27 protein-coding genes and 1 other RNA gene are annotated in these 23,766 nt (G+C 67.0%); 17 read left to right on the top strand and 11 right to left on the bottom strand.

Going from position 1 to position 23,766, the window contains the following annotated elements:
- The first annotated feature begins 59 nt into the window (after window positions 1–59).
- From GGR89_RS11375 to GGR89_RS11355, 5 genes are all read left to right on the top strand, one after another.
- Window positions 60–1,439, top strand: a complete 1,380-nt coding sequence (locus tag GGR89_RS11375) for a M48 family metalloprotease (RefSeq protein ID WP_125976897.1) — start codon at window positions 60–62, stop codon at window positions 1,437–1,439.
- Window positions 1,439–2,203, top strand: coding sequence for a DsbA family protein (locus tag GGR89_RS11370; protein ID WP_125976898.1), 765 nt, complete (start codon window positions 1,439–1,441; stop codon window positions 2,201–2,203). Before GGR89_RS11375 ends, GGR89_RS11370 begins: the two co-directional genes overlap by 1 nt.
- Before the next feature lie 245 nt (window positions 2,204–2,448).
- Complete coding sequence (locus GGR89_RS11365; RefSeq protein WP_125976899.1) at window positions 2,449–3,375, top strand: ABC transporter ATP-binding protein; 927 nt, start codon at window positions 2,449–2,451, stop codon at window positions 3,373–3,375.
- Window positions 3,372–4,142: an ABC transporter permease gene (locus GGR89_RS11360; RefSeq protein ID WP_125976900.1), complete on the top strand. Its 771-nt coding sequence runs from the start codon at window positions 3,372–3,374 to the stop codon at window positions 4,140–4,142. The genes GGR89_RS11365 and GGR89_RS11360 overlap by 4 nt, the downstream gene beginning before the upstream one ends.
- A gap of 235 nt (window positions 4,143–4,377) precedes the next feature.
- On the top strand, window positions 4,378–5,742 hold the full coding sequence (locus GGR89_RS11355; protein ID WP_125976901.1) for a methyl-accepting chemotaxis protein: 1,365 nt from the start codon (window positions 4,378–4,380) through the stop codon (window positions 5,740–5,742).
- Window positions 5,743–5,800: 58 nt separating this feature from the next.
- Here the strand turns inward: GGR89_RS11355 and GGR89_RS11350 are convergent, their stop codons facing one another.
- Together GGR89_RS11350 and glpX are read right to left on the bottom strand one after the other, a co-directional pair.
- Window positions 5,801–7,648, bottom strand: a complete 1,848-nt coding sequence (locus GGR89_RS11350) for a CocE/NonD family hydrolase (protein ID WP_125976902.1) — start codon at window positions 7,646–7,648, stop codon at window positions 5,801–5,803.
- Between the two features lie 83 nt (window positions 7,649–7,731).
- Window positions 7,732–8,700 carry a class II fructose-bisphosphatase gene (gene glpX, locus GGR89_RS11345; RefSeq protein WP_126002790.1) on the bottom strand — a complete coding sequence of 323 codons (969 nt, stop codon included), beginning with the start codon at window positions 8,698–8,700 and terminating at the stop codon, window positions 7,732–7,734.
- Window positions 8,701–8,857: 157 nt separating this feature from the next.
- On the opposite strand from glpX, the gene GGR89_RS11340 reads away from it, so the two are divergent.
- Window positions 8,858–9,214: a hypothetical protein gene (locus GGR89_RS11340; RefSeq protein ID WP_125976904.1), complete on the top strand. Its 357-nt coding sequence runs from the start codon at window positions 8,858–8,860 to the stop codon at window positions 9,212–9,214.
- Window positions 9,215–9,293: 79 nt separating this feature from the next.
- Window positions 9,294–9,623, top strand: coding sequence for a hypothetical protein (locus GGR89_RS11335; RefSeq protein WP_125976905.1), 330 nt, complete (start codon window positions 9,294–9,296; stop codon window positions 9,621–9,623).
- A gap of 19 nt (window positions 9,624–9,642) precedes the next feature.
- Here the strand turns inward: GGR89_RS11335 and GGR89_RS11330 are convergent, their stop codons facing one another.
- The 3 genes from GGR89_RS11330 to GGR89_RS11320 form a co-directional block, all read right to left on the bottom strand.
- Window positions 9,643–10,935: a homoserine dehydrogenase gene (locus GGR89_RS11330; RefSeq protein WP_125976906.1), complete on the bottom strand. Its 1,293-nt coding sequence runs from the start codon at window positions 10,933–10,935 to the stop codon at window positions 9,643–9,645.
- A 134-nt stretch (window positions 10,936–11,069) separates the two neighbouring features.
- Entirely contained in the window at window positions 11,070–12,020 is a 951-nt protein-coding gene (locus GGR89_RS11325) for an isopenicillin N synthase family dioxygenase (protein ID WP_125976907.1), read from the bottom strand.
- A 99-nt stretch (window positions 12,021–12,119) separates the two neighbouring features.
- Entirely contained in the window at window positions 12,120–12,605 is a 486-nt protein-coding gene (locus GGR89_RS11320) for a hypothetical protein (RefSeq protein ID WP_125976908.1), read from the bottom strand.
- A gap of 104 nt (window positions 12,606–12,709) precedes the next feature.
- On the opposite strand from GGR89_RS11320, the gene GGR89_RS11315 reads away from it, so the two are divergent.
- The 3 genes from GGR89_RS11315 (at window position 12,710) to GGR89_RS11305 (ending at window position 15,077) form a co-directional block, all read left to right on the top strand.
- Window positions 12,710–13,945, top strand: coding sequence for a multidrug effflux MFS transporter (locus GGR89_RS11315; RefSeq protein ID WP_125976909.1), 1,236 nt, complete (start codon window positions 12,710–12,712; stop codon window positions 13,943–13,945).
- Between the two features lie 79 nt (window positions 13,946–14,024).
- Complete coding sequence (locus GGR89_RS11310) at window positions 14,025–14,366, top strand: DNA primase (RefSeq protein ID WP_125976910.1); 342 nt, start codon at window positions 14,025–14,027, stop codon at window positions 14,364–14,366.
- A gap of 39 nt (window positions 14,367–14,405) precedes the next feature.
- Window positions 14,406–15,077 carry a hypothetical protein gene (locus tag GGR89_RS11305; RefSeq protein WP_342449844.1) on the top strand — a complete coding sequence of 224 codons (672 nt, stop codon included), beginning with the start codon at window positions 14,406–14,408 and terminating at the stop codon, window positions 15,075–15,077.
- Here the strand turns inward: GGR89_RS11305 and GGR89_RS11300 are convergent, their stop codons facing one another.
- Window positions 15,078–15,284 carry a hypothetical protein gene (locus GGR89_RS11300; RefSeq protein ID WP_125976911.1) on the bottom strand — a complete coding sequence of 69 codons (207 nt, stop codon included), beginning with the start codon at window positions 15,282–15,284 and terminating at the stop codon, window positions 15,078–15,080. It lies immediately after the preceding gene.
- Between the two features lie 69 nt (window positions 15,285–15,353).
- Between GGR89_RS11300 and GGR89_RS11295 the strand changes: the two genes are divergently transcribed.
- The 5 genes from GGR89_RS11295 (at window position 15,354) to GGR89_RS11275 (ending at window position 19,464) form a co-directional block, all read left to right on the top strand.
- Window positions 15,354–15,755: an acyl-CoA thioesterase gene (locus GGR89_RS11295; RefSeq protein ID WP_125976912.1), complete on the top strand. Its 402-nt coding sequence runs from the start codon at window positions 15,354–15,356 to the stop codon at window positions 15,753–15,755.
- 68 nt (window positions 15,756–15,823) lie between these two features.
- Entirely contained in the window at window positions 15,824–16,513 is a 690-nt protein-coding gene (locus GGR89_RS11290) for an extensin family protein (RefSeq protein ID WP_167712906.1), read from the top strand.
- A 39-nt stretch (window positions 16,514–16,552) separates the two neighbouring features.
- Window positions 16,553–17,428 (top strand): LOG family protein, encoded by an 876-nt coding sequence (locus tag GGR89_RS11285; RefSeq protein ID WP_125973812.1) that lies wholly within the window; start codon window positions 16,553–16,555, stop codon window positions 17,426–17,428.
- Between the two features lie 216 nt (window positions 17,429–17,644).
- Entirely contained in the window at window positions 17,645–18,454 is an 810-nt protein-coding gene (locus GGR89_RS11280) for an ATP-binding protein (protein WP_125973814.1), read from the top strand.
- 383 nt (window positions 18,455–18,837) lie between these two features.
- Window positions 18,838–19,464: a PEPxxWA-CTERM sorting domain-containing protein gene (locus GGR89_RS11275; protein WP_125973816.1), complete on the top strand. Its 627-nt coding sequence runs from the start codon at window positions 18,838–18,840 to the stop codon at window positions 19,462–19,464.
- A gap of 89 nt (window positions 19,465–19,553) precedes the next feature.
- Here the strand turns inward: GGR89_RS11275 and GGR89_RS11270 are convergent, their stop codons facing one another.
- The 4 genes from GGR89_RS11270 to GGR89_RS11255 are packed head-to-tail and all read right to left on the bottom strand — an operon-like array spanning window position 19,554 to window position 22,270.
- Window positions 19,554–20,087 (bottom strand): NUDIX hydrolase, encoded by a 534-nt coding sequence (locus tag GGR89_RS11270; protein ID WP_125973818.1) that lies wholly within the window; start codon window positions 20,085–20,087, stop codon window positions 19,554–19,556.
- 10 nt (window positions 20,088–20,097) lie between these two features.
- Complete coding sequence (locus GGR89_RS11265) at window positions 20,098–20,769, bottom strand: TPM domain-containing protein (RefSeq protein ID WP_125973820.1); 672 nt, start codon at window positions 20,767–20,769, stop codon at window positions 20,098–20,100.
- Window positions 20,770–20,771: 2 nt separating this feature from the next.
- Window positions 20,772–21,653: a TPM domain-containing protein gene (locus tag GGR89_RS11260; protein ID WP_125973822.1), complete on the bottom strand. Its 882-nt coding sequence runs from the start codon at window positions 21,651–21,653 to the stop codon at window positions 20,772–20,774.
- Between the two features lie 26 nt (window positions 21,654–21,679).
- A complete protein-coding gene (locus GGR89_RS11255; RefSeq protein ID WP_125973824.1) occupies window positions 21,680–22,270 on the bottom strand; it encodes a LemA family protein in 591 nt (196 codons plus the stop codon).
- Between the two features lie 145 nt (window positions 22,271–22,415).
- Here GGR89_RS11255 and mscL point away from each other — a divergent pair, with 145 nt between their 5' ends.
- A complete protein-coding gene (gene mscL, locus GGR89_RS11250) occupies window positions 22,416–22,874 on the top strand; it encodes a large conductance mechanosensitive channel protein MscL (RefSeq protein ID WP_125973826.1) in 459 nt (152 codons plus the stop codon).
- Here the strand turns inward: mscL and GGR89_RS11245 are convergent.
- Window positions 22,871–23,302 (bottom strand): RrF2 family transcriptional regulator, encoded by a 432-nt coding sequence (locus GGR89_RS11245; RefSeq protein ID WP_066721336.1) that lies wholly within the window; start codon window positions 23,300–23,302, stop codon window positions 22,871–22,873. The genes mscL and GGR89_RS11245 overlap by 4 nt on opposite strands.
- 58 nt (window positions 23,303–23,360) lie before the next feature.
- On the opposite strand from GGR89_RS11245, the gene ssrA reads away from it, so the two are divergent.
- Window positions 23,361–23,706: a transfer-messenger RNA gene (gene ssrA, locus GGR89_RS11240) on the top strand.
- The last annotated feature ends 60 nt before the right edge of the window (window positions 23,707–23,766 follow it).

Genomic DNA, 23,766 nt, shown 5'->3' with positions numbered 1-23,766 from the left:
GTAGGTTAAGGGCGTTGTTGCCAGGGCAGCCCTTCGAACGAGTCCCCGGGAGTAGGATCATGGCGCGCATCCACCGATTGGCCACGCTGCTCGCGATGCTGTGCCTCGCATCGTTCGCGTCGCGCCCGGCAATGGCGCAGTCGGTGCTCCGTGACGCCGAAACCGAAGCGCTGCTGGCCGACATGGCCAAGCCCTTGTTCGCCGCCGCCGGGCTCAACCCCGCCAACGGGAAGGTGGTGCTGATCGGCGATCCCTCGATCAACGCCTTCGTGGCAGGGGGGCAGATCGTCTATGTCAATTCCGGCCTGATCGATGCGGCCGACACCGCCAACCAGGTCCAGGGCGTCGTCGCCCACGAAATCGGCCATATCGTCGGGGGGCACGCGGTGTTCCAGCGCGACGGCGGCTATGGCAACATCTCGATCCTCAGCCTGCTGCTCGGCGCAGCAGCGATGGCGGCGGGCTCGGCCGAGGCCGGCACCGGCATCCTGATGGCCGGTCAGCGCGCCGCGATCGGCAAGTATCTCGCCTATAGCCGCGTCCAGGAATCCTCGGCCGACGCCGCCGGCGTGCGCTTCCTCAACACCGCGGGCATTTCGGGCAAGGGCATGCTCGGCTTCTTCGAGAAGCTGACCCAGGAAATGCACCGCTACGGCTATTACAGCACCGATCCCGAGGTCGATCCCTTCGCGCAGACCCACCCGATGTCGCAGGATCGCGTCCAGACGCTGAAGGCCGACCTCGAAGGCTCGCCCAACTGGACCAAGCCGCTCGACCCCGATCTCGAGCGCCGCTTCAAGCGCGTCCAGGCGAAGCTGCGCGGCTATACCAACGATCCCAAGAAGACGCTGCGGATCTACCCCTTAAGCGACCAGTCGATCCCGGCGCATTATGCGCGCGCCTATGCCTATCACCAATCCGGTTACCCCGAGCAGGCGGCGGCCGAGACGGCGGCGCTGGTCAAGCTGGCACCCAATGATCCCTATTTCCTCGAGCTGCAGGGGCAGATCCTGCTCGAATCGGGCCAGCCCCAGGCCTCGCTCGATCCGCTGCGCAAGGCGACGCAGCTCTCGAACAACTCCCCGCTGATCGCCAGCACCTTCGGCCACGCACTGGTCGCGACCGAGGACAAGGCAAACCTCAAGGAAGCCGAGCAGGTGCTGCGCGATTCGCTGACGCGCGACCGCGACAATCCCTTCGCCTGGATCAACCTCGGCACCGTCTATGATCGCGAGGGCGACGAGCCGCGCACCGCACTCGCCACCGCCGAGCGCGCCAACCTGATCGGCGACGCGCGCACCGCGATGGTCAGCGCGCGGCGGGCGATGGGCGGACTGCCGCAGGGCTCGCCCGAATGGATCCGCGCGCAGGACATCGCGATGGTCTCCGAACAGGCAATGAAGGACGACAAGCGCAACAAGGGACGCAACCTCCAGTAATGACTCGATCGAGGCTTTTTTTCGCCAGCGCGCTGCTGCTGGCCGCGGTCCTCGGTGGCCTGGTGGTGCTCGGGCTGCAGGCGCTGCTGCCGGGGATCGGCGGCAACAAGGCGCAGGTCGAGCGCATCGTCCATGGTTATCTGCTCGAGAACCCGGCGATCCTGCGCGACATGATGGAGAAGCTTCAGCAGCAGGAGAGTGCCGAGGCGGCGAAGTCCCAGGAAGCTGCGCAGGCATCCGTGCCCGCTGCGCTGCCCGCGCTGACCACGCCCTTTGCCAGCGCCTGGGCAGGGAATCCCAACGGCGACGTCACCGTCACCGTGTTCATGGACTATGCCTGCGGCTATTGCCGCGCGAGCCTGCCGGGCCTGGCCGAACTGATCGCCAAGGATCCGAATGTCCGCATCGTCTATCGCGAATATCCGGTGCTGGGCGAGGCGAGCGTGGTCGCCGCACGCTTTGCTCTGGCCGCCGCCCAGCAGGGCAAGTTCCGCGCCTTCCACGACGCGCTGTTCGCCAGCGGGGGCCCCAGCAACGCAACGATCAGCGACGCGCTCGCCAAGGCGGGGCTCGATCCGGCTGCAACGCAGAAGCTCGCCAACAGCGATGCGGTCGCCAAGGAAATCGACGCCAACCACCGGCTCGGCGCCAAGCTGGCGATGAACGGCACGCCCGCCTGGGTGGTGGGCAAGCAGATCCTGTACGGTGCGCGCGACTATCAGGCGCTGGTCGACGCCGTCGCGATCGCGCGGAAGACGAAATAGCCTCCGCAACCTAAAGCGGGAAGTGTTTCCTCCCCCGCCGGGGGGAGGTGGCGCCGAAGGCGACGGAGGGGGAGGATGCCAGAACATCTCGAGCCGTCGCGCTTCCTCCCCCTTCGTCGGGCTGCGCCTGACACCTCCCCCTGGCGGGCGAGGAAACGGCTTCGAATCAAACGTCTTCGAGCACCTTGCCCCAGGATGAACGCCACCCTAGCTAACGGGCTCCTTCCGGCCGGGGCTCCATTTCCATGCAACCCATCCTGTCGCTACGCCAGGTCTCCAAGACCTACGCGTCGGGCCATACCGCGCTCGACCATGTCGATCTCGACATCCACCGCGGCGAGATCTTCGCCCTGCTCGGGCCCAACGGCGCGGGCAAGACCACGCTCATCTCGATCATCTGCGGCATCGTCACTCCCAGCACCGGCACCATTCTGGTCGACGGGAACGACGCGATCCGCCAGCCGCGCGCGGCACGCTCCAAGATCGGCCTGGTGCCGCAGGAGATCGCGGTCGACATGTTCTCGCGCGTCGGCTCCGCCGCCCGCTATTCGCGCGGACTGTTCGGCAAGGCGCCGGACCATGCTTATTGCGACCAGCTCCTCAAGGACCTGTCGCTGTGGGACAAGCGCGACGCCAAGATCATGGAGCTGTCCGGCGGCATGAAGCGCCGGGTGATGATCGCCAAGGCGCTCAGCCACGAGCCGGACATCCTGTTCCTCGACGAGCCCACTGCGGGCGTCGACGTCGAACTGCGCCGCGACATGTGGAAGCTGATCGGCCGCCTGCGCGACCGCGGCACCACGATCATCCTGACCACGCATTACATCGAGGAGGCCGAGGAAATGGCCGACCGGGTGGGCGTGATCAACAGGGGCAAGCTGCTGCTGGTCGAGGAAAAGACCGCGCTGATGAAAAAGCTCGGCAAGCGCGAGCTGGACCTCAGCCTGGTCGAGCCGCTCGCCGCCATTCCCGCCGAACTCGGCGAATGGCAGCTGAGCCTCACCGACGACGGCCACCGGCTGCGCTACACCTTCGACGCGCAGGCCGAGCGCACCGGCATCCCGTCGCTGCTGCGCAAGCTGCACGACCTGAACATCGCCTTCAAGGATCTCGACACGTCCAAGTCGAGCCTGGAGGACATCTTCGTCGACCTGGTGGGGGCACAGGCATGAACGGCATCAACTTTCCCGGCATCTGGGCGATCTACAAGTTCGAGATGGCGCGCACGCTGCGCACGCTGTGGCAGTCGATCGCGACCCCGGTGATTACCACCTCGCTCTATTTTATCGTGTTCGGCGGCGCGATCGGCAGCCGGATCGATGCGATCCACGGCGTGAACTATGGCAGCTTCCTGGTGCCGGGCCTGATCATGCTGTCGTTGCTGATGCAGAGCATCGCCAACGCCTCGATCGGCATCTACTTCCCCAAATTCACCGGCACGGTGTTTGAGCTGCTCTCCGCACCGATTTCGGCGATCGAGCTGGTGGTGGGGTTCGTCGGCGCCGCGGCCACCAAGTCGGTGGTGATCGGGCTGATCATCCTCGCCACCTCGGCGCTGTTCGTGCCGCTGCGGGTGGACCATCCGGCGGCGATGCTGGCGTTCCTGGTGCTGACGGCGGTGACGTTCAGCATGTTCGGCTTCATCATCGGCATCTGGGCGAAGAGCTTCGAGCAGCTCAACATCGTGCCCTCGCTGCTGGTGACGCCGCTGACCTTCCTGGGCGGTGCCTTCTACTCGATCGACATGCTGCCCGAGCCCTGGCACACGGTGAGCCTGTTCAACCCGGTCGTGTATCTGGTGAGCGGCTTCCGCTGGAGCTTCTTCGGGCACGGGGATGTCGACATCACTTGGAGCCTGGGGTTCACCGGCATCTTCCTGCTGCTGTGCCTGGGGCTGATCGTGTGGATCTTCCGCACGGGCTATAGGCTGAAGAACTGAAAGTCCTGTTTCCAAGGCGCGCCGCCGACATCAGCCGGCGGCGCTGCCATCTACGTAGCAGCACAACAGACCTTCGCAGCATTATCGTAACCATAATTAGAAAGGTTCATCGACCCGGCCCGTCTTAAGCAAGTATTACATGCTTTTTACGGATGTTCCTGAGCTGACCCGACCACCTGACCAAGCTATTCCTCGGCATCGAATCGCATCAGAAACAACGTGTGAGGATCGCCCGATGCATTGGTTTGAGTCCAACGCGCCCATCCGCCAGAAGACGCTGATCGCGTTTGGGTCTTTGGCATTCATCGGGCTCTTAACTGCGATCGTCGCCGCCGTGCTACCTGCGCTTTGGGGTATCGGCGTTGCCTTCGCCGGATCGGGCAGCGCGATGCTGCTGGGCCTGCGCTACCGCCGGGCCATCTGCGATCCCTACGTCACGACCGTGGTGCGGATGGAAGCGCTGGCGGCGGGCGACCTGCAAAGCGAGATCCGCTTCACCGACTATACGGACTGCGTAGGTCGCATGACCAAGGCGATGTTCACCTTCCGCGACGCGGCGATCGTCCAGCAGAAGATGGCCGAAACGCAGGCCGAGGTCGTCCGCGTGGTGGGCGAACATCTCGCAGCGCTCGCCCAAGGGGACCTGACACGCCCGATCGAGGAACGGTTCCCAACCGATTATGAAACGTTGCGCGAAAATTATAACGGTACGCTGGATGCGCTGGGGGCGCTGATCGGCGCAGTCTCGCGAAGCACCGAATCAATCCGCACGGGCTCGGTCCAGATCGCCTCCGCGTCCGAAGAGCTGGCACAGCGAACCCAGAGCACCGCCGCCAATCTGGAGCAGACCTCCGCGGCCGCGACCCAGATGGACCAGCGGCTGCGGGTGAGCGCGGCCGCTGCGGTGGACACCGCCCAGAGCGCGAGCAAGGCGATCACCACCGTGTCGACCGGCCGAACCATGGCCGAAGAGGCGGTCAACGCGATGACGCGGGTCAGCGAAGACGCCAAGGGCATCGACAGCGTGATCGAAGGGCTCGACAAGATCGCCTTCCAGACGCGGGTGCTGGCGATGAACGCAGCGGTCGAGGCGGGCCGCGCAGGCGAGGCCGGTCGCGGCTTCGCCGTGGTCGCCGACCTGGTTTCGGCGCTGGCGATGCGTGCCGAGGAAGAGGCGAAGCGCGCCAAGGAGCAACTCACCGTCACCCAGACCGGCATCCTGTCCGCCGTGGACGTCGTCCGCCGCGTAGACGGCGCGCTGATCGACATTTCGGGCAATGTGCAGACCGTCCACGAACTGGTCGAGCGCATGGCCGCCGACAATCAGGAGCAATCCTCGGCGATCACCGAAATCACCGGCGCGATCGCGTCGATGGACCATGGCACCCAGCAGAATGCCGCCATGGTGGAAGAAGCCTCGGCAGCCGCGCGCAACCTCAGCGCGGAAGTCTCGATCCTCGCCGAAAACGCGGCGAAGTTCACCGTGGCAGGCGGGTCCTCGCCGCACCACCCGGCCCTGCGGACGCCCCGTCGCAGCCCCCCGGCCCTGCAGTCGCGCCCCGCCCGGCAGGCACCCGCAGAGGCCTGGGCGTCCTTCTGACGTGCCGCAGCGGGGCCGGCCCGGGCACCTCGCCCGGGTGGTCCCGCACAGCGGTTCGTCAGCGCACCACCGGCAGCGTCACCGCCGAGCCGCTGCACACCCGCTGCGTCGCCTTGCGATAGTCCCCTGGCTTGGCCTTGTAGATGTTCGGCACGAAGGTCTGCGGGTTGCGGTCGATCACCGGGAACCAGCTCGACTGGACCTGGACCATGATCCGGTGGCCCTTCTTGAACACATGGTCGTGGTCGCGGAGGGGAAAGTCCCAGGCGGTCACCTGGTCGGGCACCAGCGGCGTCGCCTGCTCGAAGCTCTTGAGGTAGCGGCCGCGGCGGATCTCCATCGCGATCGGCAACTCATAGCCGTTGAGGCCCTTGGCATAGGCGCCGAGCGCGGTCGGGGCCTTCTCATAGTTCTCCGGAAACACGTCGATCAGCTTAACGACGAAGTCGCTGTCGGTGCCGCTGGTCGAGGCCATCAGCTTGGCGGTGACCTCGCCGGTCACGATCAGGTCACTCTCCAGCGGCGCGGAGACATAGCTGAGCACATCGGGCCGATCGTCGACAAAGCGCTGGTCTTCGGCTTCCCACCAGCGCCAGTCGGGGGTGGCATAGGTGGCCGACATCGGCCGCGGGCGGAACGGCACCGGCCGCGCCGGATCGCTCACATAGTCGCGGCACGCCTCACCCGCCGCCGGGGCGGTGAAGCTGAGCGAGCCGTCGCCATGCAGGTACAGGCTGGTCGCCTGCGCGTTGGCGAGCGGGTAGGTCTGATAGGTCTTCCACTGCCACGAGCCCGACTGGAAGCTCTTGAGCGCGAAGTCGGGCTTGGTGCCGGTGCCGTGCAGCCAATAGGCGAAGAACGGCGCCTCGATCTGCTCCACGAATTGCGTGCCGCTGTCGACGCCGAACGGGATGCGCCCCAGGCTGTTCGCCGGCGACTGCCAGCTGCCGTGCGCCCAGGGCCCGGCAACCATCAGCGCCAGCTTGTTCGGATCGTTGGCGCGCTGCTTTTCCCAGATCTTCCAGCTGCCCCAAGGATCCTCCTGGTCCCAATAGCCGGCGACGTTGAGCGTCGGCACGGTGGTCTTGCCGAGCGCGTTCGACCAGACCTGCTTCTTCCAGTGCTCGTCATAGTCGGGGTGCTCGATCATCTCGCGATAACGCGGCACCCGCCCCTTGAAATACTTCCTCTCGATCGCGTCGGGCGAGCCGGCGTGGAGGAACCAGTCATAGGTATCGTAGCGGTCGTACAGGTCGATTCCGTCGTTGGTCTTGTCGGCTTGGAGGCTGTTCACCCAGTCGCTGGCATAGGTAAGCCGCATCGCGCCCCAGCGGTGGAGATCGTCGTTCTTCCAATAATCGATCCACGCGGCCTGCGGGCTGGTCGCCTTGAGCGCCGGATGCGGCTTGGCGAGGGCAATGGCAGCAGTGAAGCCGGGGTAGGAAACGCCCCACATGCCGACCTTGCCGTTGTTCGGCCTCACGTTCTTCACCAGCCAGTCGATCGAATCATAGGCGTCGGTCGCCTCGTCGACCGCGCCCTTGCCGGTCTTCACTTCGGTGGAGAGCGTGAACGGCCCGCCTTCGGACGTGAAGCGGCCGCGCATGTCCTGGAACACGAAGATATAGCCGTCGCGCACCAGCGGCGCCCAGCTGTTCGGCACCCGGCCCGGCGCGGCATCGGGCGAGCCATAGGGGCCGCGCTGGAACAGGATCGGCAGCGGGCCGGTGGCGCCCTTGGGCCGCAGGATGACGGTGTGGAGCTTCACCCCGTCGCGCATCGGGATCATCGCCTCTTCGAAGGTGAAGGGCGCCTCGGTTGCGGTGGGGGTAAGCTGCGGCGGCGCGGCGGCCGCGAGTGGGGCAGCCAGCGCCGCGAGTGCTAACGTAACCAGCCAGTGCCGCATGTTCGTCGATCCCCCAGAAAGCGAGGGCGACGTGGTGCGACAAGACGCCGCCGGGATCAAGCCGGCGGCGCCCGTGTCACCTGTTAGTCGATGCGGTGTTCGCCCTTCACCCAGCGCACCGTGCCGGAGCTGGCGCGCATCACCACGCTCTCGGTGGTCATCTTGCCCTTCACCCGCTTCACGCCGGCGAGCAGCGAGCCGTCGGTCACGCCGGTCGCCGCGAAGATGCAATCGCCCTTGGCGAGTTCCTCGAGCGCATAGACCTTGTCGAGATCCTCAATGCCCCATTTCGCCGCACGCGCACGCTCATCGTCGTTGCGGAAGACGAGACGGCCCTGGAACTGACCACCGACGCAGCGCAGCGCGGCGCAGGCGAGCACCCCTTCGGGCGCGCCGCCCTGGCCCATATAGACGTCGATCGTGGTCGTCGGATCGGTGGTGGCGATCACGCCCGCCACGTCGCCGTCCGGGATCAGCATGATGCCGCAGCCGATGCCGCGCAGCTCGGCGATCAGCTTTTCGTGGCGCGGACGGTCGAGCACGCAGGCGATGATCTCGCTGGGCTTCACGCCCTTGGCGGCGGCGATCGCCTCGACATTCTCGGTCGGCGTCTTGTTGAGGTCGATCACGCCCTGCGGATAGCCGGGGCCGACCGCGATCTTGTCCATGTACACGTCGGGCGCATTGAGCAGATTGCCCTCCTCCGCCACGGCGAGCACCGCCAGTGCGTTCGGGCCGGCCTTGGCGGTGATGGTGGTGCCTTCCAGCGGATCGAGCGCGATGTCGATCTTCGGGCCCTTGCCGATCGCCGAGCCGACCTTCTCGCCGATATAGAGCATCGGCGCCTCGTCGCGCTCGCCCTCGCCGATCACCACGGTGCCGTCCATGTAGAGCTGGTTCAGTGCCTCGCGCATCGCTTCCACCGCGGCGGCATCGGCGGCCTTCTCGTCGCCGCGGCCGACCAGGCTGGAGGCGGAAATCGCCGCCGCTTCGGTGACGCGCACCATTTCGAGCACGAGGACACGGTCGAGAACATGGCTTGCGTTCGGCATCGGCTGGGGATTCCCTTTACGATTTGTGCACCGCGATACGGGGCCGGTTCCGCCCTGTCGAGCGGTGCTAGCGTTGTCAGGCCACTTGCCAAAGACCTTTAGTGATTTACGAAGAGTTTTAGGCTATGATTGCGTGGAATCGCGGGGGATTGACACGATGTTGCTGTCGCTGCTGCTGCTCGTTGCCCAACAAAACGCCGTGTCGACGCTAGTCGCTGACTATCGGGCGCGTACGCAGGCAGAAATTCCGTGCCGGACGCCCGCGGACCAGAGCGAGATCGTCGTCTGTTCGCGCCGGGAAGCTGACCGGTACCGGGTTTCCTTCGTCACCTCGAACCTGGGCAAGGATTCCGATGCGGCACGGCTCAATCGGCTGATCGGCGATCCCGTCCAGCAGGGTATCACGCCCTGCGGCGAGGGCGCCTTCGCGGTGAAATGCGGGAAGGTCGGCCTCTCCGCGACAATGGGCTTGGACGGCACCGTGAAGATGCAGCAGCGGGAGCTTGCGCCATGATCACACGGCTGCATTTGCAGGATTGCGCAACCAGCGGCGCCTCGGCGCGTTGCTTTGGCGGGACACAACAGGAGGGCTTATGTTGTTGATCGCACTGGCGCTCCAGAGCGCCACCATGGCGGGTGCCGTGCGCGCGGCTGAAGTCGCGCAGCCACGGGTGATGCGCGCGACGCTCAAGCGCTCGGCGCGGCCGCATGCCGAACTCTCGCCGCTGATCAACGCCTGCGATATAGAGCGCGACTGCGGCACCCGCCAGGCGCGCAACCGCTTCCGCCTGACCAGCGCACAGGAGCCGCTGATCGACCGCAAGCTCGAGATGGTCCGCGCGGCGCAAGGGCCGAGCTGCAACCGCACCGGCATGCCGGTCTGCCCCGGCAGCGGCCGGCGGCTGCTCAAGCTGAGTTACTGAACCGCCGCCGCAACGCGGCTCATGCGTCGAGAATGTGCATCCACATCGGCTCGCCGGTGAGGCTCTGCGACCCCCGCAGCTTCTCCAATGCCTGGGCGATGCTCCGTTCCGGCGCCTCGTGCGTGACGATCGCCACCAGCGCGCTGCCGTCCGGGCTGACGCCGCGCTGGATCAGGCTTTCGATCGAGACGCCGGCATCGCGCATCGCCGCCGCAATCTCCGCCAGCACGCCGACGCGGTCCGCCACGGTGAACCGCACATAGGAACGACCGCGCCGCTCGCCGCTGTCCGCGGCGGGCTGCGAGACAAGCGCGGCTGCCGGCATCGCGTAGGGCGGGCCGAATTCGCCGCGCGCGATATCGATCAGGTCCGCAACCACCGCGCTCGCGGTCGGGCCGTCGCCCGCACCGGCGCCCTGGAACAGCAGGCGACCGACGAAATTGCCCTCGGCCACCACCGCGTTGGTTGATCCGGTGACGTGCGCCAGCGGGTGGCCGAGCGGCACGAGATGCGCATGGACGCGCTGGAATAGGCCGTGCGGTCCGGCATCGGCGATGCCGAGCAGGCGGACGCGGTAGCCCAGCGTCGCCGCCTCGGCGATGTCGGCGGCGAGGATGTGGCGGATGCCGCTCGCCTTCAGGTCGTCGAACGCCGGCTGGGTGCCGAAGGCGATGCTGGCAAGGATCGACAGCTTGTGCGCCGCGTCGATGCCGTCGATGTCGAAGGTCGGGTCCGCCTCGGCATAGCCCAGCGCCTGCGCCTCGGCGAGAATTTCCGCGAAGTCGCGGCCCTCGGCCTCCATCTTCGAGAGGATGAAGTTGCAGGTGCCGTTGAGGATGCCATACACGCGGCTGATCTCGTTGGCCGCCGCGCCTTCGCGCAGGCCCTTGATCACCGGCACGCCGCCGGCCACCGCCGCCTCGAACTTGAGCGCGACCTGCGCGGTTTCCGCCGCATGGGCGAGTTCGAGCCCGTGATGCGCAATCATCGCCTTGTTGGCGGTGACGAAGCTCTTGTTCGCGCCCAGCGCCGCGCGCGCAAGCGCCAGCGCCGGGCCATCCGACCCGCCGACCAGCTCGACCACCACGTCCGCCTTGGCATGCCGGGCGAGTTCGACGGGATCGTCCACCCAGTCGAAGCGCGACAGGTCGATGCCGCGATCCTTGGTGCGATCGCGGGCGGAAACGGCGACCACCTCGACGGGGCGGCCGGCGCGGCGGCTAATCAGCGCGGCATTGGCGTCGAGCAGGCGAATCACGCCGCCGCCTACCGTACCGAGCCCCGCCAGTGCCACGCGCAACGCTTCCGCCATTCCTCGTTCCTCTAAAACTCTACAGCACGACGGCGGCAGAGCACTTCGCCCGACCGCCGCCTTCCGTCCCTAGCGTCTCTCCTTCGTAGAAGGAAAGACAGATTTTGTCGTGACGGCGCGCCGCCACACTATGTTTATTTCTTGATCAAGCCGATCTCGACCAGTCGCTCGTGGAGATAATCATGCGCGGTGATCGGCTCCGGATAGCGGTTCGGATTCTCCGCGCTGATGCAGCCGGGCAGCGTCTTGATCAGAAAGTCTGGCGCGGGATGGAGGAAGAACGGCATCGAGTAGCGCGAATGGCCGCGCCGCTCCGCCGGCGGGTTGACGACGCGGTGCGTGGTCGAGGGCAGCACATGGTTGGTCAGGCGCTGCAGCATGTCGCCGACGTTGATCACCATCGCGCCCTCGGGCGGCTTCACCGCCAGCCACTTGCCGTCGCGGTCGAGCAGTTCGAGCCCGGCTTCCTCGGCGCCCAGCAGCAGCGTGATCAGGTTGATGTCCTCATGCGCGCCGGCGCGGACCTCGGGCGCATTGGCGGCGACCGGCGGATAGTGGAGCAGGCGCAGCACCGAATTGCCGTCCTTCACCGCGGTGTCGAACCAGTCGGGCGCGAGGCCGAGATAGCGCGCCACGGCCGAGAGCAGCTTGTCGCCCGCAGTGTCGAAGGCGGCGAACAGCTCGATGAAGGTTTCGCGGAAGCCCTCGGGTTGGGCCGGCCAGACATTCGGCGCCATCACGTCGCCAAAACGGTGCCCGGCAGCCAGTTCGCGCCCGATATGCCAGAACTCCTTGAGGTCGACATGGGTCGCGCCCTTGGCGATCTCGGTCTTGAACGGGGTATAGCCGCGCGCGCCGCCGCCGCCGGGGAGGAAATAGCCGCGCTTCTCCTCCTCGGGCAGCTCGAAGAACGCCTTGGTCAGCGCCCAGGCGCGCTCGATCAGCGCCTGCGACACGCCGTGATCGCGCACCACGGCGAAGCCGAAGCGCTGGAACGATCCGCCGAACGCCTGGGCAAAGCTCTCCGGATCGTTCGCCTGCGCCGCCAGCGACAGCACCGGAATTTCGGCCAGGGTATCCAACATCACAGTCTCCGAACGCAAAAACCGGCGGTTAGTCCCGCCACCACCGGCCCCACAAGCCTGGGAAGATTCCCAATGGCCGGCGCCCTGTCCCGATCGGGATCAGCGGCCGACCTGCATCAGCCCCTTGGTCTTGGCATCGCCGCTCGCGCTGAGCTGCAGCGCGAAGGGCTGGCCGTCATCGGTGGTACCGATCAGGTTATCGTCCTTCGTCGTCACCTTGAAGCCCTGCTTGGTCATGTTGTCGCGGAACCAGTCGCGCACCACCGTCGGCGCGGCCGGGCTCTCGAACTCGACGATCACCTGGCCGTCCTTGTCGCCGGTGCGGTCGTTGACCTTGAGGTTCTTCAGCGTCGACCCAGGATACAGCGTCACCCCGTCGATATCGAAATTCTTGGCGTCGAGCGGCATCTTGGGCAGCGTGATCGAGCCCTGGATGCCCGGCGCCTTGATCTGGATTCTGCCGTTCGAATCGGTGGAGATGACGCTGTTGCCGTCGCTGTCGTTGCCGTCGAAGTTGATGTTCGCGCTGCCATGGCACGCGGCGAGCGCGATCGGCAGCAACAGGGGTGCGAAACGGCGATTCATGCGGATACTCCTGCGGCGGTTGCACGTCGCAATGTTGTTGCGTGGGTACCTACGTCAACCGGAAAAAGGGTGACCTTAAGGAAGGCTTGGGCCATGAGCCGGGCATGAACGCCCCGCACCTGAGCACCGCCGCCGCCGGCCAGGCGCCACTGCGCTTCGCCGAGTTCGTCGCCCTTGCCGCCGCGCTGATGGCGCTGACCGCGATCGGCATCGATTCGATGCTCCCCGCGCTGCCGGCGATCGGCACCAGCCTGGGCGTGGAGTCGGCCAACCATCGCCAGTTCGTGATCACCGCCTTCCTGATCGGCTTCGGCACCGCGCAACTGCTCTACGGGCCACTTTCGGACCGGTTCGGCCGGCGCCCGGTGTTGATGATCGCGCTCGCCACCTATGTGCTGACCAGCGCGGTGGCGGCGATCGCGGGCAGCTTCACGCTGCTGCTGGTCGCACGCGTGGCTATGGGCACCGCGGCGGCGGGGTCGCGGGTCATCACCGTCGCGCTGGTCCGCGACTGCTATGCCGGGCGGGCGATGGCGCGGGTGATGAGCCTGGTGTTCATCATCTTCATGGCCGCGCCGATCTTCGCGCCCACCCTCGGCCAGATCGTCCTCGCCGCGGGCGGATCGTGGCGGACGATCTTCTGGGGCATCGGCGGGGTCGGCGGGCTGGTACTGCTGTGGTTCACGGCGCGGATGCCGGAGACGCTCGCGGCCGACGCCCGCCAGTCGCTGGTGCCCGCACGGGTGCTCGCCGACTATGGCGTGATGCTGCGCGACCGCGCGGCCGTGGGCTATACCATCGCCACCGCGCTGCTCTCCGGCGCGCTGTTCGGCTTCATCGGATCGGTGCAGCAGGTGATGGCCGACGTATTCCACCGACCCGAGCTGCTGACCACCATCTTCGCCGGGGTGGCGGGGACGATGGCGGTGGGGTCGTTCCTCAACGCCCGCATCGTGATGCGGCTCGGCATGCGGATGATCTCGCACACCGCCGTCAGCCTGCTCACGCTGATCGCCGGCCTGCATCTCGCCGTGGCGGTGCTGGGGCTGGAGACGCTGTGGAGCTTCGCCGCGCTGCAGGCGCTGATGATGGCGTGCTTCGGCCTCGCCACTTCCAACTTCTCGGCGATGGCGATGGAGAAGATGGGCGCGATCGCCGGGACCGCCTCCAGCCTGCAGGGCTTCGTCACCACCATCGTCGGCGCGCTGATCGGGGCGGCGATCGGCCAGGCCTTCGATGGCACCACCATCCCGCTGTACAGTGGTTTTCTGCTGATGGGTGCGCTCTCGCTCGTGGTAGTAGCGGTAACGGAACGCGGACGGATGTTCCGCCCGAGCTGAGTCGGAACGCAGCCGGGGCCAGCGCCGTTGCGCATTCGAACCCCGGCGATCCCCGCCGGGCCAGTGATGAGGTTTGGCGATGAGCGGCATTCAGGGTCCCGGCGATGACGGCTATGACGCGGAAGGCTATGACGAGAGCCAGCGCGCCGAAATTCTCGAAGTGACGGGCGACGGGCCGGACGACGGCGCGTTGCTGACCGACCTCAACCCCGACCTCGGCGGCAGCGAGGACGACGACGACGATCTCGACGAACTGTCGATGGCGGATGACGAGATCGGCGAGGAAGACGACGACGCCGACGAGGATGAGGACGACCTCGACGAGGACGACATCCAGGACGATTTCGACGACGAGGATCTGGACGAGGACGATCTCGACGAGGAACTCGACGATCCGGACGACGTCGCGCTGCGGCCCTGAGGCCGGCGGGGACAACCCCGCGCGGAACCGGCGCATCCGGTGGCTCGTTCGCACATCCCCGATGTGGAAGAGACCCGGATGCGCCTGACCCCTGCCCTGCTTGCCGCCTGCTCGCTCGCCGCCTGTTCCTCGGGCCTGCCGCCCGCGGCGGACAACACGACCAACGCCGCGAGCACCGCCGAGATCAACCAGACCGCGCCGGCGGCGACCGAACGCGCGGCGGGCAATTCGCAGCTCGAACCGCTCAACCCGCCTGCCCCCGGCCAGCCCGGCGGCCTGCCCGACGACCGCACCCCGGTGAGCGAAGCCAAGTTCACGCCGGACAGCGCGCAGGGCGCCGCCAATGTCGTGCAGACCTATTACGCGCTGATCGAAAGCGGCCGCTATGATCAGGCCTGGGCGCTGTGGAGCGACGACGGCAAGGCCTCGGGCGACGACGCCAGCACGTTCGCGGCACGCTTCGCGCCCTATTCGGAATATCACGCCAATATCGGCGCGCCGGGGCAGATCGAGGCGGGTGCCGGGCAGCGCTATGTCACCGTGCCGGTGCAGGTCTATGCGCGCATCAAGGCAACGGGCAAACCCTTCTACCAACTCGGCGAGGTGACGCTGCATCGCGCCGGCGACATCGACGGTGCCACGCCCGAGCAAAAAGCCTGGCACATCCGCGCGATCAAGTTCCGGGACGATCCGGGCAAGCCGGCGCAGTAATCAACCGCCGATGACGTTGCGAAGCAGCGCCAGATCGTCATTGTCGATCGGCTGCCCCGTCACGTCGGTGGCGTTCTCCGCCGGCACCGCATGGCTCGGCGCCTTGCCGACACCCGCGACGCTCACCGCGGTCCACAAAACGCCCGCCGCCCAGAGCAATGCCGCCCAGCGGCTGCGGAACAGGGCGGAGGGGCGGCGCGGCAGCATCGCGCGGACCCTGCTCCCCTTTCGGTGAACGCCGCGCTACGCTCCATGGTTACCGCCTGAGGATTCGTGATGCCCCGTTTCTCCCGCCAGATCACCGCGACGCCTGCCGACATCGATGTGCTGGGCCACGTCAACAATGCCGTCTGGGTGGCGTGGATCCAGGACATCGCGGTGGAGCATTGGGACAGCCTCGCCACCCCCGAGGACCAGGCCGCCTATGTCTGGGTGATCACCCGCCACGAGATCGACTATCGCGGCAACGTTCGCGTCGGCGAGACGGTGACCGGCGAGACCTGGGTGCCCGAGCCGCCGCGCGGCGCACGCTTCAACCGCCATGTCCGCTTCCTTGGGCAAGACGGCAAGGTGCGGGTGGAGGCGGTGACCACCTGGGCGCTGCTCGACCGCGCTACCGGCCGGCTGCTGCGCGTGCCCACCGAACTTGGCGAGCGCTTCGTCGAGGCGACACGCTGACCAAGCGAGTCGCCGATGCGACGAACCGTGGTTCGCGCCGTCGCCGAACTCGACTAGGGTGCACCCCCATGGCGTTCTCGCGTGTGTTCCCGTTGGCAGTGCTGGCCCTGCCCCTGCTGCTATCGGCCTGTATCTTCGGCAGCGGCAGCGGCGACAAACGCCCGGCCCCCACCCGCCCGCGTGGCAGCCCGCCGATCACGCTCAACCGGCCGACGCCGCGCGAGACGCAGCAATGCTTCACCGATCTGTCGCGCGCCGGCGTGCGGTTCAGCGCGATGCCCGATCGCGACTATGGCGGCGGCTGCATCGTCGAGGGCGCGGTGCAGCTGATCGACATCGGCGTGCCGGTGGGCGGCATCAAGGGCATGCGCTGCCCGCTCGCCCGCGCCTTTACCGGCTGGGTGCAGTATGCCGTGGCGCCGGCAGCGCGGCAGATCCTGGGCAGCGATCTCGTCCGGGTGGACACGTTCGGCACCTATGTCTGCCGCGCGATCGTCGGCAGCCCGCAGGCTTCGACCAAGCTTTCCGAACATGGCCGCGCCAACGCGGTCGACGTCTCCGGCTTCGTGCTCAAGGACGGGCGGCGGATCACCATCCTCAAGGACTGGCAGAATCCCGACCCGGCGATCCACAAGTTCCTCGAAACCATCCACGGATCGGCCTGCAGACGTTTCGCTACCGTATTGAGCCCGAACTATAATTACGTCCATCGCGATCATTTCCATCTCGATATGGGGCGTGGCCCCTTCTGCGCCTGAGGCTTTCCAACCGTCCCGGATGCGCCTAATCCGCGGTCAATGAGCGATACGAGAGTCCCGTCGCGCGTCTTCCGCCCTGCCCAGCAGGAGGCCGAAGCCGCCAACACCGCCACCGGCACCCCGCAGACCGAGCATCCCGCCTACCGGCTCGCCTTCCAGGACATGGACTTCCTGCTGCGCGAGGATTTGCGGCCGGTGCGCTTCCAGCTGGAGCTGCTGAAACCCCAGCTGCTGCTCGACGAAGCGAACATCGCGTCGACCTTCGTCATCTACGGCTCGGCGCGCATCCCCGAGCCGGCCAAGGCCGAGGCCGTGCTGGCGCTCGCCGAGACCGAGCAGCAGAAGCGCATCGCCGAGAGCCTGGTCGCCAAGTCCAAATATTACGACGTCGCCCGCGAGCTGGGCCGGCTGGCGAGCAACTTCCCGGTCGACGCCGCCGGCAAGCGCCACTTCGTCGTCACCTCGGGCGGCGGCCCCTCGATCATGGAAGCGGCGAACCGTGGCGCACGCGACGTGGGCGCCGAGACGATCGGGCTCAACATCGTGCTGCCGCACGAGCAGGCGCCGAACCCGTATGTCACGCCGGGCCTGAGCATGCAGTTCCACTATTTCGCGCTGCGCAAGATGCACTTCCTGCTGCATGCCCGCGCCGTCGCGGTGTTCCCGGGCGGCTTCGGCACCTTCGACGAGAGCTTCGAGCTGCTGACGCTGATCCAGACCGGCAAGGTCGATCCGATCCCGGTGCTGTTCTACGGCAAGGAGTTCTGGAACCGCGTCGTCAACTTCGAGGCGCTGTGCGACGAGGGCGTGATCTCGCCGCGCGACCTGAACCTGTTCCGCTTCTGCGAAACCGCCGAGGAAGGCTGGGAAATCGTCCAGGACTTCTGGCGCAACAAGGAAACGACGGGGGCATGACCGTCAGCTGAAAAATACCGAAGCTCGCGCATATGCACGATAAACGCGCGTGAAGATTGGCGGCGGGGTCAAAGAGCGGCCAAGCAGGTGTGCGGCGTGGGAACATGTGGGGAACTTCGGGAGACGGACAAGGGGCGCTTCTAATCCCCCTCCCGCAGATGGGGGGGCAGAGCAGAGCCCCCTCGCACCCGCGCCTGGTTGCGCTATAGCGCCGCCATGACCGATCCGCTGATCCGCATCGCCGAGGCGCTCGAACGGCTCGCCCCGCCCCCTGCCCCACCCGCCGATCTGGAGGCGCACCCCGCCTATGTCTGGCGCGGGCGCGACATCGTGCCGGCGCGTGCCTTCGCCCCCACCCCGCTCGCGCTGCTCCAGGGCGTCGAGAAGCAGCGGACGGCATTGCTCGCCAATCTCGAACGGCTCGCCGCCGGCCATGCCGCGCAGGACGTGCTGCTGTGGGGCGCACGCGGCACCGGCAAGTCGGCACTGGTCAAGGGCGCCGTCGCCGAGGTGCAGGCGCAGGGCGGACGGCTGGCGCTGGTCGAGGCGGCGACGACGCATCTGGACACCCTGCCCGACCTGTTCGCGCTGCTCGCCACCACCGCTCGGCCCTTCGCGATCTTCCTCGACGATCTCGGCTTCGATGCCGCCGCCGATGCCCGCGCGCTGCGCTCGCTGCTCGAAGGCGGCGCCGAGGCGCGTCCGGCCCATTGCAGGCTGCTCGTCACCTCCAACCGCCGCCATTTGCTGCCCCGCGACCTGGAGGCCCAGTCCAGTGCGATCAACCCACGCGACTCGATCGACGACGATCTCGCGCTCGCCGATCGCTTCGGCCTGTCGCTCGGCTTCCACGTCGTCGACCAGGACACCTATGTCGCGATCGTGCGCGGCTATGCCGAGGCGCATGGGCTGGTCTTCGATCCGCAGGATGCGATTCAGTGGGCGACGCGGCGCGGCAGCCGCTCCGGACGCGTCGCCTGGCAATATGTCGTCGAACTGGCGGGTCGGCACGGCAAGCGGCTGTGACCGTCCGCAACGGAGTTAAATTTCGGCGGTTTTGTCTCAAAAAAACACAGATTTCCGCATTTCGCCCGACGCGCCGGTCCGTGACATCGCGATTGCAGCAACGTTGCGCTAACGTTTCGACTTGCACGATGCTGCAACGTTTTCCCTCCTGCCCGAGCAACTAAGCGCCATCGTTTGCACCTGCAATGCCCGCGCAACGCTCGCAAATTCGACGTTCCGCACTCGAATGGAACGGCGCCGCACAATGCACATCTTCGCATCTTCATTGATGAGAACGTTATTGTCGTTCCGTTTCATAAACTTAACGTCGGGTTAACGGCCGCAGAAGCCGAGTCGCTCACCGAGTCGCTCACATCGCCGTTATCAAAGGAAAGGGTGCGCCAATGCGTATTCATACGAAGCTTGCTGCCGCGGCAGCCTTGTTGTGCGCGGCCGTCCCCGCGCAGGCCGCGCAGATCCTGGGACAGATCAGCTTCAACGGCTTCGTCCGCCCGGTCGGTGCGACCAGCATGGGCGCTGCCACCGGGCTCGACTTCTACAACTTCGCCATACCGGGCACGTCGGCCGGCGACGGCGGCGCGCCGGGTACCATCTTCACCGCGCTGGGCACATCGGGCGTGTTCTCGGGCATCACCTGCGTCGGCCCGTGCGGCACGATCAAGGACCTGCCGACCTTCACGGGCGGGCCGATCGCGTCGTTCTTCGACATCGGGTCGTCGATCTTCTTCGACCTGAGCTCGATCCAGTCGGTCACCTACACGGCGGACGGCGCCGGCGGCAGCCTGAAGCTGGTCGCATCGGGCACCTTCCGCATCACGGGCTATGACGACACGGCAGCCCTGCTGACCCTGACCACCCAGGGGGACGGCCTGACCAGCTTCTCGGCAACCGCGCTGTCGGCGGTGCCGGAGCCGGCGAGCTGGGGCCTGATGATCGCCGGGTTCGGCATGATGGGCGGCATGCTCCGCGCCTCGCGCCGCACGGTGAAGGTCCGCTACGCGAAGAACTGAGCTCCCAGCCTCCCTGGTAGCGCGAACCCCGCCGGAGCGATCCGGCGGGGCTTTTCGTCGGCGGCTCGTCGTAGCCGATGGGCGCCGGGTCAGCCGTTGCCGCGCCCGAGCAGCGCGCCGCTGAGCACCAGCAGCATCTTCACGTCGACGCCCATCCCTCGCGCGCGGCAATCCGCGATGAACATCGGCAGCTCGGCCATTGGCACATGGTGAACCTTGATGTCTTCGCCATCCACGCCGCCGCCGGCGCCGATGCGGGTCAGGCCGTGGACGCGGACCAGCGTGAAGCTTTCGCTGACCATGCCGGGCGAGGCGAAATACTCGCCGAGTTCCTCCACCCGCTCGCAGGCATAGCCGGCTTCTTCCTCCAGCTCGCGCCGGGCGGCGGCCTCGATCGTGTCGCCTTCCTCGGTATCGCCGATCAGGCCCGCCGGCAGCTCGATGCAGCGGCGGCCGAGCGGCACGCGATACTGCTCGACCAGGATCACCCGGTCTTCCGCGTCGATCGCGACGATCACCACGGCGCGGATGCCGCCGGTGCGCCCGACATATTCCCATTTGCCCTGGCGGAACACGGTGATCCACTTGCCCGCCCAGGGGGTCTCGATCGCTTCGTCGGTCATGGGCAGCCCCTTAGAGCTCGATCAGCCGATCGGGAAGCTCGTTCACATCGCCGGCGGCGCGCGGGAAATGCTCGGCGAGGACCATGCCGATCTGCGCGACCGCCGCCGCCATGCCCTCGGCCACGCGGCCTTCCTTCACATGCCCGAGCAGCGCCGCCATTGCCGCGCCCCACACTTCGGGGGTGACGCGCGAGTGGATCGCCGAATCGGCGAGGATCTCGGCGCGGTGCTCGGCGAGGCTGAGGTAGAGCAGCACGCCGGTCGAACCGGTCGTGCGCTTCTCGGCCGCCGTGCGGAACAGCGCGAGCGCACGGGCATGGACCCGCCGCGTCTTGGTCGATCCCGGCGCCAGCGCGATCCGCAGCGCATCCTTGGCGAGCACGATCCGCACCGCGAAGAAGCTGAGCGCGGTCACCACCAGCGCGGCGGTGAGATACCAGTGCGCCGGCACGGTCTGCGCCCAGGGATCGATCATCCGGCTGTGCAGCCATTCGATCGGTCCGGGCTGCCAGGCGAGCAGCGCCAGCACCAGCAGCATGGCGAGCACCGCCCAGTGCAGCGCGACATCGGCATAGTCATCCGAGCGCCGGGCGAGCACCGTGACGATCTCGCCGCTGGTGCCCCGTTCGGCCTGCGCCACGGCTTCCGCGACGCGGGCGCGGTCCTGATCGGTCAATCGCATCCTCACCAGCTCCCCGAAGCGCCGCCGCCGCCGAACGACCCGCCGCCGCCGGAGAAGCCGCCGCCACCACCGCCGCCGCCCCACCCGCCGCCGCCGCCCCAGCCGCCATGGTCGTCGTCATCGTCGCGGTGGCTTGCCGCGCGACCGATCTCGTTGGCGATGGTCCACAGCACGATCGGCAGCATGCCGCTGTCGTTATCCCGCGCGCGATAGGCCTGGCCATCCCAAGGGCCGGGCCGCCGCCGCCCGCCGAAGCGCGCGAGCATCGGCACCAGGATGACGACCAGGATGATGAACCAGAAGAGCAGCCCGATCGGCAGCCCGCCGCCCTGCCGCTTGCGCGCGGAGGATTTGGTCGCGGCATCCTGCGCCGCCTTGGCCTTCTGCTCGGCAGCCTCGAGCGGCTGCTTCATCTGCTCGCCGATCGCCTGCGCCCCGGCGACGATGCCGCCCGCCATGTCGCCGGCCTTGAACTTGGGCAGAATGACCTGGTTGATGATCTGGCTCGACAGCGCATCGGTCATGATCGGTTCGAGGCCGTAGCCGACCTCGATCCGTACCTTGCGCTCGTTGGGTGCGACGATCAGCAGGATGCCGTTGTTCGCCTCCTTCTGCCCGATCCCCCAGGCGCGGCCGAGCTGATAGCCATAGTCGGCGATGTCATAGCCCTGCAGGTCCGGGAGGGTCGCGACGACGAACTGCCGGCTCGACGCCTGCTCCACCTCCGTCGAAAGCTGGGTGAGCTGCGCGACCTGCGCGGGCGAGAGCAGATGCGCGTCGTCGACGACGCGGCCGGTCAGCTTGGGGAAGGTCGGGTCGGCCAGCGCACTCGTCGCCCCGGCCAGCAGGGCGACGAGCAGCACCAGAAAACGCAGCACACGCATCAGCGACGCTCCGGGGGCGGGACGGATCAGTTGCCGTTCCCGAAGTTCACCGTCGGGGCGACGTCGGCGCCGGCCTTTGCCTGGAACGGCGTCATCGGCTTGGCGCCGTAGAAGATCTTGGCGCCCACCGCGTCGGGGAAGGTGCGGATGCGGGTGTTATAGTCCTGCACCGCCTGGTTGTAATCGCGGATCGAGATGGTGATCCGGTTCTCGGTGCCTTCCAGCTGGCTCATCAGCGTGGTGAAGTTGCCCTGGCTCTTGAGGTCCGGATAGGCCTCGACGCTCGCGAGCAGGCGCGACAGCGAGCCGCCCAGCTGCTGCTGCGCCTGCTGGAACTGCTGGACCTTGTTCGCGTCGGTCAGGTCGTTGGCGGTAACCTGGATCGACGTCGCCTTGGCGCGGGCACTGATCACGTCGTTCAGGATCTTGCCCTCGGAAGCAGCGGCGCCCTTCACCGTCGCGACGAGGTTCGGCACCAGATCGGCGCGGCGCTGATACTGCGCCTGCACGTCCGCCCACTTCGCCTTGGCATTCTCCTCGGCGGTCGGGACGCTGTTGAGCCCGCAGGCCGAGAGCGACAGGGCTGCGATCGGCACGAGTGCGGTACGAAACTTCATGGGGAAGCAACCTCCAAATCCCATCAACGGAGTGTCTTATACGACGCCTACACCGCGGGGAGGAAGCGAAATCGGTCGTCGGGGGTTGGCGGGGCTGCGCGACTTCGGCAAGGTCGCGATGCCTTTGCAAAAGGAGAGGTGGCGAATGTTGAAGGAATTCCGGTCGTTCATCGCGCGCGGCAACGTGCTCGATCTCGCGGTGGGCGTGATCATCGGCGCGGCGTTCGGCAACATCACCAAATCGCTGACCGACGACATGATCATGCCGCTGGTCGGCTGGATCTTCGGCGGGGTGGACTTTTCCGGCTATTTCCTGCGGCTCGGCGCGATTCCGCCCAGCTATACCGGCTCGCCGTCCAATTACGCCGCGCTCAAGGCCGCGGGCGTGCCGCTGATCGGATTCGGCGCGTTCATCACCGTGGTGATCAATTTCCTGATCCTCGCCTTCATCGTCTTCCTGCTGGTGCGCACGGTGAACAAGGTGATCGCCGCCGCCGAGCGCGACAAGGCCAAGGGCGAAGCGCCGCCCGCCGCCGATCCGGCCGATGTCGTGCTGCTGCGCGAGATTCGCGACGAGCTGAAGAAGCGCAACGCGGGGGCTTAGGCCGCCGCCAGTTCCTCCGCCGCGGCATCGGCCAGGCTGGTGCCGTCGAGGATGCGCGCGGTTTCGTCGCGCACCCGCGCCATCGCGCGGCGGATCGCGCAGGCGGCCTCGTCCTTGCAGTCGTTGCACGGGCGATAGGCGGTGCGGCTGACACAGGGGACCAGCGCCAGCGGCCCCTCGATCACGCGGATGATCTCACCGAGCGAGATCAGATGCGCGGGCCGCGCCAGGCGATAGCCGCCCATCTTGCCGCGGGTGGAGACGAGGAAGCTCGCCTCGCGCAGGTCGGCGAGGATCAGCTCGAGAAATTTGCGCGGCACGTTCGCCTCGGCAGCGATGCGGTTCATCGGCACGGGCGCGCCGGCGATCGGCTGTTCGGCAAGGAAGAGCATTGCGCGGAGCGCGTAGCGGGAACGCTGCGTCAACATGATGCACTCTCCATGCCAACCGAATGGGGCGGTGGAAAGGCCATATTCCTTCCAACCTGACCTTTTCATTAAGCGCAAACCGCCTATATGGGTTCGTGCCGGGTTCGCCCGGCTATGGCGATAAACAATGGCGTATAATAGATGCAGCGGACCCGGGGGCAGTACCCGGCGGCTCCACCATAACCGGTGGTGTATCTGGACACCGTTTCTGACGGGGCCGAACCAGGATCGACGTGTATTGAAAAGCGCTGTCTTCGCTCGGAATGGGACCACCGCAACGGCCCATTACACAAGTGCCAACGATAACGAAGCACTCGCTATTGCGGCGTAACCCCAAGGCCTAACGGCCTAAGGTTATTCTAAAATGCGCGGTCGGGCCACACCGGGCAACAGAAGTGGACTCCAGCGGCCGCCAGGGGGGCCGGGCAACAGAACCCCCTGGACCTACTTTCACGATCGGACGA

The sequence above is a fragment of the Sphingomonas trueperi genome (genome assembly GCF_011927635.1).
GTDB lineage: Bacteria > Pseudomonadota > Alphaproteobacteria > Sphingomonadales > Sphingomonadaceae > Sphingomonas > Sphingomonas trueperi.
This window is presented reverse-complemented; position numbering and strand designations above follow the sequence as displayed.